This is a genomic window from Geodermatophilus sp. SYSU D01176 (assembly GCF_054050015.1).
This window is the reverse complement of the sequence record NZ_JBJGYN010000002.1, coordinates 130,173-144,088: the sequence shown is the minus strand read 5'-3', so window position 1 is coordinate 144,088 and position 13,916 is coordinate 130,173. Positions and strand designations below refer to the sequence as shown.

Below are 13,916 nucleotides of genomic sequence, written 5' to 3'. Positions count from 1 at the left end.
TGCACCGCGAGGACGGGGGCCACACCGCGAGGTCGGCGTCCAGCGGCGGGTCAGGCCGCGGGCGTCGGTTCCCCGGCGGAGGACCGGCGCCACGAGGCGTGCAGCCGCGCGTAAGGCCCCTCGGCGTCCACCAGCTCGGCGTGCGGACCGCGCTGCACCACCCGGCCGGCGTCGACGACGAGCACCTCGTCGGCCCGTTCGGCGGTGGAGAGGCGGTGGGCGATGGTGAGCGTCGTCCGCCCGTCGGTGAGCCGGTCCAGGGCATGGGTGAGGCGGCGCTCGGTGGCGGGGTCGACGGCGCTGGTGGCCTCGTCGAGCACCAGCAGGTCCGGGTCGGCGACGTAGGCCCGGGCGACGGCGACCAGCTGCCGCTCGCCCGCCGACAGGGACTCCCCCCGCTGGCCCACGCGCGTGGCCACACCGTCGGCCAGCCCAGCCACCCAGTCGCCCAGGCCCAGCTCCTCGAAGGCGGCGCGCACGTCGGCGTCGGACAGCCCCGGCCGGCCGTAGCGCACGTTGTCGGCAACGGTGGCGTCGAAGAGGAAGCCGTCCTGCGGCACCATGACCACCCGCTGTCGCAGCGATGCGAACGCGACCTGCGCCAGCGGGATCCCGGCGAGCAGCACCCGCCCCTCGGAGGGGTCCATGAGCCGGGTGACCAGCTTGGCGAACGTCGTCTTGCCCGACCCGGTCTCGCCGACGATGGCGACGCGGCGGCGCGGGGCGATCTCCAGGTCGACGTCCGCCAGCGCCGCCCGCGCCCCCGGCGCGTAGCGGAAGGTCACGTGCTCGAAGCGCACGCCCAGCGGCGTGTGCGGCAGCTGCCGGGCCGAGTCGGGATCGGCGACGGCGGGGTCGCGGACGTCGGGCTCGGTCTCCAGCACGTCGAGCACCCGGCGGAACCCGGCGACCGCGTTCTGCGCCTCGTTGAGCACCTCGCTGGCGGTCTGCACCGGCGCGACGAACAGCGTCACGAGGAAGAGGAACGCGACCAGGGTGCCGGGCGTGAGGCCGCCGTCCACCCCGAGCAGGACGCCGACGACGACCACCGCGACGTTGGCGACGGCGGCGATGAACTCGCCGCTGACGAAGACCGTCGCGGTGACCTGCTGGGCCTTCACCTGCGACCGGTAGTGCCGGTGGATGGCCCGGTCCAGGCGGGCGGCGGTGCGCTCCCGGATGCCGTACGCGCGCACGGTCGACGCGCCGACGACCGCCTCCGAGACCGCGGCCAGCACGTCCCCGACCCGCTCCCGGACCACCCCGTACACGACCGCCAGCCGCGCGGCGAAGAACCGGACGGCGATCGCCAGCGGCACGAAGCACAGCAGCACGACCAGGGTCAGCTGCCAGGAGTAGACCGCCATGACGACGGTGGCCACGAGCAGCTGCCCGAGGCTGACCACGCCGAGCACGCCGCCCCACTGCATGAAGGTGGAGAGCTGGTCGACGTCGCTGGTCACCCGGGACACCAGCGAGCCCCGGCGCTGGGTCTGCTGGTGCAGCACCGAGAGGTCGTGCACGTGCCGGAACGCCCGCACGCGCAGCCCGGCCAGCGCGGTCTCCGTCGTCCGGAAGAGCCGGACGTTCATCCGGTAGACCGCGACGACGGTCAGCACGACCACGACGGCACAGACCGCGACGACGTCCCGGACGAGGTCGAGGTCCGGCCCGCCGGGGCCGGCCAGGCCGCGGTCGATGACCTGCTGGACCGCGATCGGCACGACCACCCGCCCCGCGGTGGCGACCAGCGCCAGGGCGAAGGTCGCCGGCAGGCCGCGGCGGAACTCCGGCATCATCCGCAGCCCGCGGCGGAGGGTCGCGAGGGCGCCCTCGTTGCGGTGCTCGACGAGCGCCGTCACGCCGCCACCTCGGTCTGCGCGTAGGCGCGCACGAGCGCCGCGTACCCGGGGACCTCGGCCAGCAGCTGCTCGTGGCTGCCGCGGGCGAGCACCCGGCCGCCCTCGAGCCAGACCACCTCGTCGGCCAGGGCGATGGTGGCCTGCCGGTAGGCGACCACGACGACGGTCGCGGGCGGCTCGGCGTCGCGCAGGGCGTCGAGGATGCGCGCCTCGACGGCGGGGTCGACGGCGCTGGTCGCGTCGTCGAGCACCAGCAGGCGGGGGCGGCGGACCACCGCGCGGGCCAGCGCGATCCGTTGCCGCTGGCCGCCCGACAGCGTGGCGCCGCGCTCGCCGACCCGGGTGTCGAGGCCGTCGGGGAGCCGGCGCACCACGTCGTCGACCGCGGCCACCCGCAGTGCCGTCCACACCTCCTCGTCGGGGACGTCCGCGCCGAGGGTGACGTTGCCGCGCACCGTGTCGTCGAACAGGAAGGTGCCCTGCGGGACGAACGCGGCCTGCGCGCTGACCTCGCCCTCGCGCAGCGACCGCAGGTCGACCCCGTCGAGCAGCACCTCGCCGGTGCCCGGGTCGACCAGGCGGACCAGCAGCCCGGCCAGCGTCGACTTGCCCGACCCGGTCGGTCCGACGACGGCGACCGTGCTGCCGGGGGCGACGTCGAAGGTGACGTCCGACAGCGTCGGGCGGGCCGCGCCCTCGAAGCCGTACTCGACCCCGCGCAGCCCCAGCCCCGCGCCGCCGGTGCCCGCGGCCGCGACCTCGGTGCCGTGCGCGGTCTCGCCGGTCGCGTCGAGCACCGGCGTCACCCGGTCGAACCCGGCCAGGGCGCGCGGCAGGTCGGCGAGCACCCAGCCGATGGCGCGGATGGGCAGCGCCAGCAGGGTGAACAGGTAGGCGATGGACACCAGGTCGCCGGCGTCGGTGGCGCCGTCGGCGACGCGGCCGGCGCCGATGAGCAGCACGGCGAGGGTGCCCAGGTTGGGCAGCGCCTCCATCAGCGGGTCGAACAGCCCGCGCACCCGGCCGACGGCGACCAGGCTGTCGCGCAGTTCCTCGGCGCGTCCGGCGAAGCGGCGGGTCTCGACGTCCTCCCGGCCGAGGGTCTTGACGACCAGCGCGGCGTCGAAGCTCTCGTGCGCGATCTCGCTGACCTCGGCGCGCAACTGCTGGGCCCGGCGCATCCGCGGGCTCATCGCCTGCGAGTAGACGGCGTTGACCACGAACACCAGCGGGAAGACCACCAGGCCGACCAGCGCCAGCCACGGGTCGGTGGCGACCAGCGCGACCACGGTGATGCCGATCATCACGACCGCGCCGCAGGCGAAGGGCAGCGGCGCGACGAAGAACCAGGCCGCCTCGACGTCGGAGTTGGCGTTGGACAGCAGCTGACCGGTCGGGTGGCGCTGGTGCCAGGACAGCGGCAGCCGCAGGTACTGGCCGGTGACCCGGCGGCGGTAGTCGGCCTGCAGGCGGTAGCCCATGACGCCGGCGAACAGCCGCCGGCCGAGGATGCCGAGGATCTTCAGGACGGCGACGCCGAGGATCGCGGCCGCGGCCAGGGCGAGCGCGCCGGTGGAGGTGACCCCGTCGTCCAGCGCCGGGAGGACGACGCGGTCGACGACCTCGCCGAGCACGTAGGCGCTCGCGACGGTCATCGCGCCGTAGAGGCTGCTGGCGAGGAAGGCCAGCGTGAACATGCCCGGCTGCTCGACGATCGCGCGCCCGACGTGGCGCATCCCTCGCCGGACGACGGCGTCTCGGCGGCGGGGCACAGCTCTCCTCGGTGGTCGTGCGGACGGCGTCCCCGACTGTACTTAGGAGCGCTAAGGAGAGCGCTCCGTTTCCGGGACCCGCCCCGTCGGTAACCCCGGCCGGTGACCTCCTCTTCCCGCCCGCTGGCCGAGCGCGAGCGCGCGGCGCTCGCCGACCTCCTCGAGGAGCTGGGGCCGGACGCGCCCACCTGCTGCGCGGGCTGGACGACGGCGCACCTGGCCGCGCACCTCGTCACCCGGGACCGCCGTCCGGACACCATGCCCGGCTTCGCCCTGGAGGCCACGCCGGTCGGCCGCCCGTTCGCCGCCTGGTCCCACCGCGTGGAGGACCGCCTGCGCGCCGGCACCCCCTACGCCGACCTGGTGGCCCGCGTGCGCTCCGGGCCGCCGCGGTGGCTGCCGGCCGCGTGGCCACGGGTGGCGGAGGTGGTCGACACCGCGGAGTACGCCATCCACCACGAGGACGTCCGCCGGGCCCAGCCGGGCTGGACGCCCCGGGCGCTCCCGCCGGAGGCACAGGACCGGCTGTGGGGCAACGCCGTCGTCTTCGGCCGGGTCGCCGCCGGCCGGGTGCCCGGCACGCTGGTGCTGCGCCGCGGCGACGCGCCCGGGGTGGAGCGGCGCTACGGCAGCGGCACGCCGGGGACGGTGGTGGAGGGCGAGCCGCTCGAGCTGCTGCTGTGGGCCAGTGGCCGCAGGGACGTCGCCCGCGTGGAGGTGGCCTAGCAGCCCGGGCACCCCGACGGACGACGCGCGCCGGAGAGCCGGTCCCCGAGGACTCCCGCGCGGCTACGGTCCGGCCATGTCCGTCTCCGACCGTGCACCGGTGACCAGCAGCTCTCCGGTCGAGGCCCACCGCCCCGGCCCGGAGGTGCATGCCGCCGTCGAGGCGCCCCTCGACGCGATGTGGAGCGTCCCCGGTTCCGGCCTCCCCACCGGGCGCCTCCCCGGTTCCGGGTCCTCGCGCCCGGACCGGACGCCTCGACGGACGCTCGCGGTCGCCCTCGCAGTGGCCTGGCTGACATGTCCGCTCGTCGAGCCGATGCCCGACGACGACCTCCACTACCCGCTGTGGCAGCTGCCGATCGACCTCGCTGCGGTGGGCACCATCGTGCTGGCGGTGGCGGCGCTGTGGCGTGGCAGCCGGCACGCGGCCCGGCTGGCCGTCGCCGCCGGGTGCCTCATGGCCGTCGAGACGATCACCTGCCCGTGGGCGGGGCACACCCCGGTGGGCTGGTGGACATGGGTACAGACCGGCCTGTCCTCGCCGTGATGGCCCTCGGCGTCGCGCTGCACCGCCTCGGGCAGGTCCCGCCCCGCTGCTGATCGATCAGCGCAGCGGGTGGTCGGTCTCCCGCCGGACGGGGACGCCGGCGTCGCCGAGGGCGGCCTTGACGTCGCCGATGCGGAGCTTGCCGAAGTGGAAGACGGTCGCGGCGAGCACCGCGTCGGCGCCGGCCTCGACCGCCGGCGGGAAGTGCGCGGTCTCCCCCGCACCGCCGCTGGCGATGACCGGCACGGTGACCTCGCGGCGCACCGCGCGGATCAGCTCGAGGTCGAAGCCGGCCTCGGTGCCGTCGGCGTCCATGGAGTTCAGCAGCACCTCGCCGACGCCGAGCTCGGCGGCCTGCACCACCCACTCGACGGCGTCGCGGCCGGTGCCGCGTCGCCCGCCGTGCGTGGTGATCTCGAAGCCGGAGTCGGTGACAGCACCGTCCCGGCAGCGGCGGGCGTCCAGGGAGAGGACCAGAACCTGGTTGCCGAAGCGGCCGCTGATCTCGCTGATCAGCTCCGGCCGGGCGACGGCGGCGGTGTTCACCGCCACCTTGTCCGCGCCGGCCCGCAGCAGCTTGTCGACGTCGGTCACCGACCGCACGCCGCCGCCGACGGTGAGCGGGATGAACACGCTCTCCGCGGTGCGGCGGACGACGTCGTAGGTGGTCTCCCGGTCGCCGGAGCTGGCGGTGATGTCGAGGAAGGTCAGCTCGTCGGCGCCCTCGGCGTCGTAGACGCGGGCCATCTCCACCGGGTCGCCGGCGTCGCGCAGGTCGACGAAGTTGACGCCCTTCACCACCCGGCCCGCGTCGACGTCCAGGCACGGGATGACGCGCACCGCCAGGCTCATGCCGGCACCTTCCGCACTGCGTCGGCCTCGACCTCCACCAGCATGGCCGGGTCGATCAGGGCGGCGACCTGCACCATCGAGGTGGCCGGCCGGATGTCGCCGAAGACCTCGCCGTGGGCGCGGCCGACCTCCTCCCAGCGGGAGATGTCGGTGACGTACAGCCGGGTGCGGACGACGTCGGCGAGGGTGAAGCCGGCCCGCTCGAGGGCCTCCTCGACGTTGGCCAGCGCCTGCCGGGTCTGCGCCCCGGCGTCCCCGGGGTGCACGACGGCGCCGTCGACGGTCGCGGTGGTGCCGCTGACCCAGGCCATGTCGCCGTGCACGACGACGCGGCTGTAGCCGACGACCGCCTCCCAGGGCGTCTCCGAGCCGAACCGGACCACGCTCATGCGAGCTCCTCGGTGACCCGCAGGGCCTCGGGCAGCGTGAACGCGCCCGCGTAGAGCGCCTTGCCGACGATGGCGCCCTCGACGCCGACCGGGGTCAGGCCGGCCAGCGCGCGGATGTCGTCGAGCGAGCTGACCCCGCCCGAGGCGACCACCGGGCGCGGCGTCGCGGCGCACACCTCGCGCAGCAGGTCGAGGTTCGGGCCGCGCAGCGTGCCGTCCTTGGTGATGTCGGTGACGACGTACCGGGCGCAGCCCTCGGCGTCGAGGCGGCCGAGGGTCTCGTAGAGCTCGCCGCCCTCGCGGGTCCAGCCGCGTGCGGCCAGCCGGGTGCCGCGGACGTCGAGGCCCACGGCGATGCGGTCGCCGTGCTCGGCGATGGCGCGGGCGCACCACTCGGGCGACTCGAGCGCGGCGGTGCCGAGGTTGACCCGGCGGCAGCCGGTGCCCAGGGCCGCGGCCAGCGACGCGTCGTCCCGGATACCGCCGGAGAGCTCGACGTCGACGTCCAGCGCGCCGACCACGCGGGCCAGCAGCTCGCGGTTGCTGCCCCGGCCGAAGGCGGCGTCGAGGTCGACCAGGTGCACCCACTCGGCGCCGTCCCGCTGCCACTGCAGCGCGGCCTCGAGCGGGTCGCCGTACGAGGTCTCGCTGCCGGCCTCCCCCTGCACGAGGCGGACGGCCTGGCCGTCGGCGACGTCGACGGCGGGGAGCAGCTGCAGCTTCGGCACGCACCCCAGCCTAGGGACCCCCTGCAGGTGGCCCGCGTCACCGATGCCAGCGGCAGCCGGTGGCGCCGTCGAGCTGGTCGCGCGGGAGGTCCAGGTGGCCCACGTGCCGGGCGGTCTCCTCGACCACTCGCGCTGGAGGTCCAGCCGGCCGACCAGCTGGGTGCGCTCGCCGCCGCCGCCGGGCGGGTGCGGGGCGGCGTCACCGGCCGGACGCCAGCGAGCTCCGGCGGCCGGGCAGCCGGGTTCCGGCGGGGTGACAGGGTGGCCGGGTGGAGTTCAGGGACGTCGTCCGCCGGCGGCGCATGGTGCGCGACTACGACCCCGACCGGCCGGTGCCGCCCGAGGTGCGCGAGCGGCTGCTCGAGCACGCGCTGCGCGGGCCGTCGGCCGGCTTCACCCAGGGCTGGGCGTTCCTGGTGCTGGAGGACGCCGCCGACCGCGAGCTGTTCTGGTCGGTGACGGCGTCCGAGGGCGCACCGGACGCCTGGCTGACCCGGATGCGGCGGGCGCCGCTGCTGGTCGTGCCGCTGTCGTCGAAGGCCGCCTACGTCGAGCGGTACGCCGAGCCCGACAAGGGCTGGACCGACCGCGACGAGGCCCGCTGGCCGGTCCCCTACTGGGACGTCGACGCCGGCATGGCCGCGCTGCTGATGCTGCTGACCGCCGTCGACGAGGGGCTCGGCGCCTGCTTCTTCGGCGTCCCGGCCGAGCGGGTGGACGCCCTCCGCGCGGCGTTCGGCGTCCCGGACACCCACCGGCCGGTCGGCGTGGTGTCGGTCGGCTACCCGGGGACGGAGGACCGCCGGTCGCCGTCCCTGCGGCGCGGCCGGCGCGGGGTCGACGAGGTCGTGCACCGCGGGCGGTGGTGAGCGGCCCCCTGGTTGACTGCCCGCGTGAGCGACTCCCGCGGCGTCCTGGTCACCGGTGGTTCGCGCGGCATCGGCCGCGCCATCGCGCACGCCTTCGCCGGCGCGGGCGACCGCGTCGCCGTGCACTGCGGCGCGTCGCGGGAGCGCGCCGAGGCGGTGCTCGCCGAGCTGCCCGGCGACGGGCACGTGCTGGTGCAGGCCGACCTCGCCGACGCCGACGCGGTGGGCCGGATGGTCGACGAGGCCGCTGCGGCGCTCGACGGGCTGCACGTGCTGGTCAACAACGCCGGGGTGTTCACCGCCCACCCGCCGCTGTCGGTCTCCTACGAGGAGTGGCAGGCGGCGTGGTCGCGGACGCTGGCGGTGAACCTGCTCGGCGCGGCCAACGCCACCTTCCGCGCGGTGCCGCACCTGGTCGCCGCGGGCGGCGGTGCGGTCGTCAACGTCTCCAGCCGAGGCGCCTTCCGCGGCGAGCCGGACACCCCGGCCTACGGGGCGTCCAAGGCCGGCCTCAACGCCTTCGGGCAGTCGATGGCGATCGCGCTGGCCCCGCACGGCATCTCGGTGGGCACCGTGGCGCCGGGGTTCGTGCAGACCGAGATGGCCCGCGAGGTGCTCGACGGCCCGGGCGGGGACGCCGTCCGCGCGCAGTCGCCCTACGGCCGGGTGGCCCGCCCCGAGGAGGTCGCCGCGGCGGTGCTGTGGCTGGCGTCGCCGGAGGCGCGGTTCAGCACCGGGACGATCATCGACGTCAACGGGGCCTCGTACCTGCGCAGCTGACGCACACTCGGTGCGTGGCCCTCACGTTGCCCCGGCGTGCCGGCCGGCGCACCAACGTGGGCCTGCTGGCGCTGCTCCTGCTGGCCGGGGGCACCGGCGTCCTGGCGTTCACCGTCGGGTCGCCGGCCCCGGCGCGGCTGGTCGTGGCGGCGCACGGTGCGGCGGGTCTCGGCCTGCTGCTGCTGATCCCGTGGAAGGCCGTCGTGGTGCGGCGGGCGTGGCACCGGCGGCCCGCCGGCGGCGGCGTCTCGCTGGGCCTGGCGACCGTGCTGACGCTGCTGACCGGCGTCCTGCACGCGGGAGGGGGAACCGGGCCGTGGTCCTGGGCGGCCGGCGTCCCGGTGCTGCACGTCCACGTCGCCCTCGGCGTGGCCACCGGTGCCCTGCTCGTCGTCCACGCGTGGGGACGGCGGCAGCGGCCGCGCGCGACCGACCTCGGCCGGCGCGCCCTGCTGAGGGCCGGTGCGCTCGGCGCCGGCGCGGTGGCGCTGTGGGGCGTGGGCGAGGGGCTACTGCGGCTGACCGGCGCGCCGGGCGCCGCGCGCCGGGCCACGGGCTCGTTCGAGCGCGGCACCGGCGACCCGGCGGCCATGCCGGTCACCCAGTGGATCTCCGACGTCGTGCCGGACTCCCCCGCCGCCGTGCTCGAACTGGTCGGGGCCGGACGGCGGGTGCGGGTGCCGGTCGCCGACCTCGACCGGGGGGACGTCGCCCGCGCGGCGCTCGACTGCACCGGCGGCTGGTACGCCGTCCAGGACTGGCGCGGCGTCCGCCTGGACCGGCTGCTCGCCGCCCTGGGCCCGGAGCTGCCGGCCGACGGCAGCGTCGACGTCGTCTCGGTCACCGGGTTCCGGCGCCGGCTGCCGCTGCCCGAGGCGGGCGGGCTGCTGCTGGCCACCCACGCCGCGGGCCGGCCGCTGTCGGCGGGACACGCCGCACCGGTGCGGCTGGTCGCCCCCGGACGGCGGGGTTTCTGGTGGGTGAAGTGGGTGGCGCGGGTCGAGGTCGTCGATGCGCCGTGGTGGCTGCAGTCGCCGTTCCCGCTGCAGTGAGTCAGCTCAGGGTCTGCAGCCAGTTGGTGAGCAGCTGGGCGCCGGCGTCCCCGGACTTCTCCGGGTGGAACTGGGTGGCCGACAGGGCTCCGTTCTCCACCCCGGCCACGAACCGGTCGCCGTGCTCGGCCCAGGTGACCAGGGGAGCGGCCAGCGGGGACGGCGCACCCTCGGAGCCCAGCGGGAAGTTGCGCACCCCGTAGGAGTGCACGAAGTAGAAGCGCTGGTCCTCGAGCCCGTCGAAGAGCACCGTCTTCTCCGGCGCCTGCACGGTGTTCCAGCCCATGTGCGGCAGCACCGGCGCCTGCAGCTGCTCGACCACACCGGGCCACTCACCGCAGCCCTCGGCGTCCTGACCGTGCTCGACGCCGCGCTCGAAGAGCACCTGCATGCCCACGCAGACGCCCAGCACCGGCCGGCCGCCGGCCAGCCGGCGGCCGATGACGCGCGGCCCGTCGACGGCCTTGAGGCCTGCCATGCAGGCGGCGAAGGCGCCGACCCCGGGGACGACGAGACCGTCGGCCTCCAGGGCGGCGTGCGGGTCGGCGGTCACCGTGACATCGGCACCGACGCGGGTCAGTGCGCGTTCGGCCGAGCGGAGGTTGCCCGAGCCGTAGTCCAGGACGACGACCTTCTTCACGGATGCCACGGTACGTGGGAGCAGCCGGGCGCCCGACGCGATTCCCGCAGGTGCGGTGGCGGACGTCGCACCGCGGTGCCCCCGTCGGCCCGACCGGCGAGAGGCCGGATCGGTGGAGCGCCACGACACCACCCGCTGTCCCCCGCCGGGGAGGTCGGCCAGTGGGGCGACCTGGCCGCTGCACCACTCGCGTCCGCCGCGGCCTGATCCGACCGACGACGCAGACCGAGCCGCACGACCTCGAGGTCGTGCGGCTCGGCATGCGTGCACGCTGCGGCGGGCGCCCGAGCGCTTCAGCGGGTGGCCCACTCCCGGTGCGGTCCGCGGTGGAAAGCCGCGTGAACCTGATCGCGCAGCTGGTTGACGCGCTGGTCGAGCGATCGAGGACCGCGCCTCGGCGCTCACACGAGCCGGAGGACACCCGACGCCGTGGCCAGCACCGCCGCGACGAGCAGGACGACGGCGAAGGCCACCTGCGGACCGGTGCGGCCCTTGGTGTCGGAGTCGGCCTTCCAGATGCTGTACGCCCCGCCGAGCAGGAACCCGCCGACGACGAGCAGCAGAACGGCGAAGGTCATGCCGTTACAGCGCGCCCTTGGTGGAGGGGACGTCGGTGACCCGCGGATCGATCGCGACCGCGGCCCGCAGCGCCCGCGCCAGCGCCTTGAACTGACCCTCGACGATGTGGTGGGCGTCGCGGCCGGCGTAGAGCACCCGCACGTGCAGGCTGATCCGCGCGTTGAACGCGAACGACTCGAGCACGTGCTTGGTCAGCGACGTCGGGTAGTCCGGCCCGATCATCGGCGTCATGTTCTCGGGCTCGGCGTGCACGAAGTACGGCCGGCCCGAGAGGTCGACGGCCGCCTGGGCGAGCACCTCGTCCATGGGGATCGTCGCGTCGCCGTAGCGGGTGATGCCCTTCTTGTCCCCCAGTGCCTGGGCGAACGCCTGGCCGAGAGCGATGGCGACGTCCTCCACCGTGTGGTGGGCGTCGATGTGCAGGTCACCGTCGGCCCGCACGGTGAGGTCGATGCCGCTGTGCTTGGACAGCGAGGTCAGCATGTGGTCGTAGAACCCGACCCCCGTGCTGATCGAGCTGGTGCCGGTGCCGTCGAGGTCCAGCTCGACGACGAGCTTCGTCTCGCTGGTCTCGCGCTCGACGCGTGCGGTACGGCTCACTTCTCCTCCTCGCTGGCGCTCGTCGGCGGCGTTCGCCGGCTCGCCGTGTTCATGCGTGAGCTCGCAAGCTCGCTCACCGACCCGAGTCTCCCAGGTGCTCTTCACGCACGACCTCACCCAGTGCGGTGAGGAAGGCATCGGTCTCCGCAGGCGTCCCGGCCGTGACCCGCAGCCAGCCGGGCAGGCCGACGTCGCGCACGAGGACGTCGTGCGCGAGCAGCGCCTTCCAGACGGCGGGGGCGTCGGCGAAGTGCCCGAAGAGGACGAAGTTGGCGTCGCTGGGAACGCTGGTGAGGCCCAGGCCCGGCAGCGCGGCGACGATCCGGTCCCGCTGGGCCTTGACCGCGTCGACGGTGGCCAGCAGCGCGTCGGTGTGCGCCAGCGCCGTCCGCGCCGCCGCCTGGGTGAGCGACGACAGGTGGTAGGGCAGCCGGACCAGCTGCAGCGCGTCGACGACCGCCGGGTCCGCGGCCAGGTAGCCCAACCGCAGGCCCGCCATCCCGAACGCCTTGCTCATCGTGCGGCTGACCAGCAGCCGCGGCCGGCCGGGCAGCAGGGTGAGCGCCGACGGCGTGCCCGCGCGGGCGAACTCCGTGTAGGCCTCGTCGACGACGACCACGCCGTCAGTGGCGTCGTAGATCGTCGTGATCGTCTCCAGCGCCACCGCGGTACCGGTGGGGTTGTTCGGGCTGGTGACGAAGACGACGTCCGGGCGGGCCTCGCGCACCTGCGCGGCCGCCTGCGTGGCGTCGATGGTGAAGTCCTCCCGGCGGTGCCCGTCGACCCAGGAGGTGCCGGTGCCCGCCGAGATGATCGGGTGCATCGAGTAGGACGGCGTGAAGCCCAGCGCCGTCCGCCCCGCTCCCCCGAACGCCTGCAGCACCTGCTGCAGCACCTCGTTGGAGCCGTTGGCCGCCCACACCTGCGCCGGCCCGACCGGCTGACCGCTGGTGCGGGTCAGGTAGGCGGCCAGGTCGCGGCGCAGGTCGAGCGCGTCCCGGTCGGGGTACCGGTTGAGCTCCAGCGCCGCGTGCCCGAGCGCCGTGCCGAGGTCGGCGAGCAGCTCCGGCGGCAGCGGGTGCGGGTTCTCGTTGGTGTTGAGCCGGTGCTTCACCTGCAGTTGCGGGGCGCCGTAGGGCGTGCGGCCGCGCAGCTCCGGCCGCAGCGGGAGCTCGTCGAGAGAGGTCACGACTTCTGCCGGGCCCGGACGGCGGCGGCGTGCGCGGGCAGGTCCTCGGCGCCGGCGAGGGCGTCGACGTGCCCGGCGACGTCGGCCAGTGCCTGCTCGTCGTACTCGACCAGGTGGATGCCGCGCAGGAACGACTGCACCGACAGGCCGCTGGAGTGCCGGGCGCAGCCGCCGGTGGGCAGCACGTGGTTGGAGCCGGCGATGTAGTCGCCGAGCGAGACCGGCGACCACGCGCCGACGAACACCGCGCCGGCGTTGCGCACCCGCATCGCCACCTCGCGAGCGTCCCGGGTCTGGATCTCCAGGTGCTCGGCGGCGTAGGCGTCGACCACGCGCAGGCCCGCGTCGACGTCGTCCACCAGGACGATGCCCGACTGGCTGCCGTCCAGCGCGGTGGTGATCCGGTCGGAGTGCTTGGTGGCGACGACCTGCCCGGGCACCAGGTCCAGGACGGCATCGGCCAGCGCCTCGCTGTCGGTGACCAGCACCGCGCCGGCCAGCGGGTCGTGCTCGGCCTGGCTGATTAGGTCGGCGGCGACGTGCACCGGGTCGGCGGTCTCGTCCGCGAGGATCGCCACCTCGGTCGGGCCGGCCTCGGAGTCGATGCCGATGAGCCCGCGGAGCAGCCGCTTGGCCGCCGTCACGTAGATGTTGCCCGGGCCGGTGACCATGTCGACCGGCTCGCATGAGCCGGCGCCGTAGCCGAAGACGGCGATGGCCTGCGCCCCGCCGACGGCGTAGACCTCGCTGACGCCGAGCAGCGCGCACGCCGCCAGGACGCCGGGGTCGGGCAGGCCGCCGTGGTCGCGCTGCGGCGGGGAGGCCACCGCGATCGACTCCACCCCGGCGATCTGCGCCGGGACGACGTTCATGACCACGCTCGACAGCAGCGGCGCCAGCCCGCCGGGCACGTAGAGGCCGACGCGGCGCACCGGGAGCCACCGCTCGGTGACCGTGCCGCCGGGCACGACCTCGGTGGTGACGTCGGTGCGGCGCTGGTCGGCGTGCACCGTCCGGACCCGGGCGATGGCCTCCTCGAGCGCGGCGCGGACGGCGGGGTCGATGCCGGCCAGCGCGGCGTCGATCGCCTCCTGGGGGACGGCGAAGTCCTCGAGCTCCACGCCGTCGAGGCGGGCGGTGATCTCGCGGACCGCCTGGGCGCCGCGGACCCGCACGTCCTCGCAGAGCGGGCGGACCGTGGCCAGCACCGAGTCGATGTCGGTGGCGGCGCGGGGCAGCAGGCCGGCGAGCTCACGCACCCCCGGCAGGGCGGATCCACGCAGGTCGATGCGGGCGAGCACGGGGACACCTCCGGGGCGGGAACGGAACAC

15 protein-coding genes are annotated in these 13,916 nt (G+C 75.5%); 5 read left to right on the top strand and 10 right to left on the bottom strand.

The features are described from left to right. Positions 1 to 50: 50 nt before the first annotated feature. Together ACI78Z_RS02210 and ACI78Z_RS02205 are read right to left on the bottom strand one after the other, a co-directional pair. Positions 51 to 1,862 (bottom strand): ABC transporter ATP-binding protein, encoded by a 1,812-nt coding sequence (locus ACI78Z_RS02210; protein WP_457034885.1) that lies wholly within the window; start codon positions 1,860 to 1,862, stop codon positions 51 to 53. Beyond that, a complete protein-coding gene (locus ACI78Z_RS02205; RefSeq protein ID WP_457034884.1) occupies positions 1,859 to 3,634 on the bottom strand; it encodes an ABC transporter ATP-binding protein in 1,776 nt (591 codons plus the stop codon). The genes ACI78Z_RS02210 and ACI78Z_RS02205 overlap by 4 nt, the downstream gene beginning before the upstream one ends. A 102-nt stretch (positions 3,635 to 3,736) precedes the next feature. Here ACI78Z_RS02205 and ACI78Z_RS02200 point away from each other — a divergent pair, with 102 nt between their 5' ends. Both ACI78Z_RS02200 and ACI78Z_RS02195 read left to right on the top strand, forming a co-directional pair. Then, a complete protein-coding gene (locus ACI78Z_RS02200; RefSeq protein ID WP_457034883.1) occupies positions 3,737 to 4,360 on the top strand; it encodes a TIGR03085 family metal-binding protein in 624 nt (207 codons plus the stop codon). 76 nt (positions 4,361 to 4,436) lie between these two features. Then, positions 4,437 to 4,907: a hypothetical protein gene (locus ACI78Z_RS02195; protein ID WP_457034882.1), complete on the top strand. Its 471-nt coding sequence runs from the start codon at positions 4,437 to 4,439 to the stop codon at positions 4,905 to 4,907. A 57-nt stretch (positions 4,908 to 4,964) separates the two neighbouring features. Here the strand turns inward: ACI78Z_RS02195 and hisF are convergent, their stop codons facing one another. From hisF to priA, 3 genes are read right to left on the bottom strand one after another with little or no spacing between them, the layout of a single operon-like run. Next, a complete protein-coding gene (hisF, locus tag ACI78Z_RS02190; protein WP_457034881.1) occupies positions 4,965 to 5,759 on the bottom strand; it encodes an imidazole glycerol phosphate synthase subunit HisF in 795 nt (264 codons plus the stop codon). Continuing rightward, positions 5,756 to 6,148 carry a RidA family protein gene (locus ACI78Z_RS02185; RefSeq protein WP_457034880.1) on the bottom strand — a complete coding sequence of 131 codons (393 nt, stop codon included), beginning with the start codon at positions 6,146 to 6,148 and terminating at the stop codon, positions 5,756 to 5,758. Before ACI78Z_RS02185 ends, hisF begins: the two co-directional genes overlap by 4 nt. Beyond that, entirely contained in the window at positions 6,145 to 6,876 is a 732-nt protein-coding gene (gene priA / locus ACI78Z_RS02180; protein ID WP_457034879.1) for a bifunctional 1-(5-phosphoribosyl)-5-((5-phosphoribosylamino)methylideneamino)imidazole-4-carboxamide isomerase/phosphoribosylanthranilate isomerase PriA, read from the bottom strand. Before priA ends, ACI78Z_RS02185 begins: the two co-directional genes overlap by 4 nt. 269 nt (positions 6,877 to 7,145) lie before the next feature. Between priA and ACI78Z_RS02175 the strand changes: the two genes are divergently transcribed. The 3 genes from ACI78Z_RS02175 to ACI78Z_RS02165 are packed head-to-tail and all read left to right on the top strand — an operon-like array spanning position 7,146 to position 9,577. Further along, positions 7,146 to 7,745 (top strand): nitroreductase family protein, encoded by a 600-nt coding sequence (locus tag ACI78Z_RS02175; RefSeq protein ID WP_457034878.1) that lies wholly within the window; start codon positions 7,146 to 7,148, stop codon positions 7,743 to 7,745. A 24-nt stretch (positions 7,746 to 7,769) separates the two neighbouring features. Then, positions 7,770 to 8,525: an SDR family NAD(P)-dependent oxidoreductase gene (locus ACI78Z_RS02170; protein WP_457034877.1), complete on the top strand. Its 756-nt coding sequence runs from the start codon at positions 7,770 to 7,772 to the stop codon at positions 8,523 to 8,525. A gap of 14 nt (positions 8,526 to 8,539) precedes the next feature. Next, complete coding sequence (locus ACI78Z_RS02165; RefSeq protein ID WP_457034876.1) at positions 8,540 to 9,577, top strand: molybdopterin-dependent oxidoreductase; 1,038 nt, start codon at positions 8,540 to 8,542, stop codon at positions 9,575 to 9,577. Position 9,578: 1 nt separating this feature from the next. Here the strand turns inward: ACI78Z_RS02165 and hisH are convergent, their stop codons facing one another. From hisH to hisD, 5 genes are all read right to left on the bottom strand, one after another. Beyond that, a complete protein-coding gene (gene hisH, locus ACI78Z_RS02160; RefSeq protein WP_457034875.1) occupies positions 9,579 to 10,217 on the bottom strand; it encodes an imidazole glycerol phosphate synthase subunit HisH in 639 nt (212 codons plus the stop codon). 401 nt (positions 10,218 to 10,618) lie between these two features. Next, complete coding sequence (locus tag ACI78Z_RS02155; protein ID WP_457034874.1) at positions 10,619 to 10,795, bottom strand: hypothetical protein; 177 nt, start codon at positions 10,793 to 10,795, stop codon at positions 10,619 to 10,621. A 4-nt stretch (positions 10,796 to 10,799) separates the two neighbouring features. Beyond that, positions 10,800 to 11,396 carry an imidazoleglycerol-phosphate dehydratase HisB gene (hisB, locus tag ACI78Z_RS02150; RefSeq protein WP_457034873.1) on the bottom strand — a complete coding sequence of 199 codons (597 nt, stop codon included), beginning with the start codon at positions 11,394 to 11,396 and terminating at the stop codon, positions 10,800 to 10,802. A gap of 73 nt (positions 11,397 to 11,469) precedes the next feature. Then, on the bottom strand, positions 11,470 to 12,585 hold the full coding sequence (locus tag ACI78Z_RS02145; protein WP_457034872.1) for a histidinol-phosphate transaminase: 1,116 nt from the start codon (positions 12,583 to 12,585) through the stop codon (positions 11,470 to 11,472). Continuing rightward, positions 12,582 to 13,886, bottom strand: a complete 1,305-nt coding sequence (gene hisD, locus ACI78Z_RS02140; protein WP_457034871.1) for a histidinol dehydrogenase — start codon at positions 13,884 to 13,886, stop codon at positions 12,582 to 12,584. Before hisD ends, ACI78Z_RS02145 begins: the two co-directional genes overlap by 4 nt. Between the last annotated feature and the right edge of the window lie 30 nt (positions 13,887 to 13,916).

Bases quoted from the DNA above. Each gene is read 5' to 3' on its own strand.
- ACI78Z_RS02195 (WP_457034882.1), top strand. From the start codon at position 4,437: ATGTCCGTCTCCGACCGTGCACCGGTGACCAGCAGCTCTCCGGTCGAG.
- hisF (WP_457034881.1), bottom strand. From the start codon at position 5,759: ATGAGCCTGGCGGTGCGCGTCATCCCGTGCCTGGACGTCGACGCGGGC.
- ACI78Z_RS02185 (WP_457034880.1), bottom strand. From the start codon at position 6,148: ATGAGCGTGGTCCGGTTCGGCTCGGAGACGCCCTGGGAGGCGGTCGTC.
- ACI78Z_RS02155 (WP_457034874.1), bottom strand. From the start codon at position 10,795: ATGACCTTCGCCGTTCTGCTGCTCGTCGTCGGCGGGTTCCTGCTCGGC.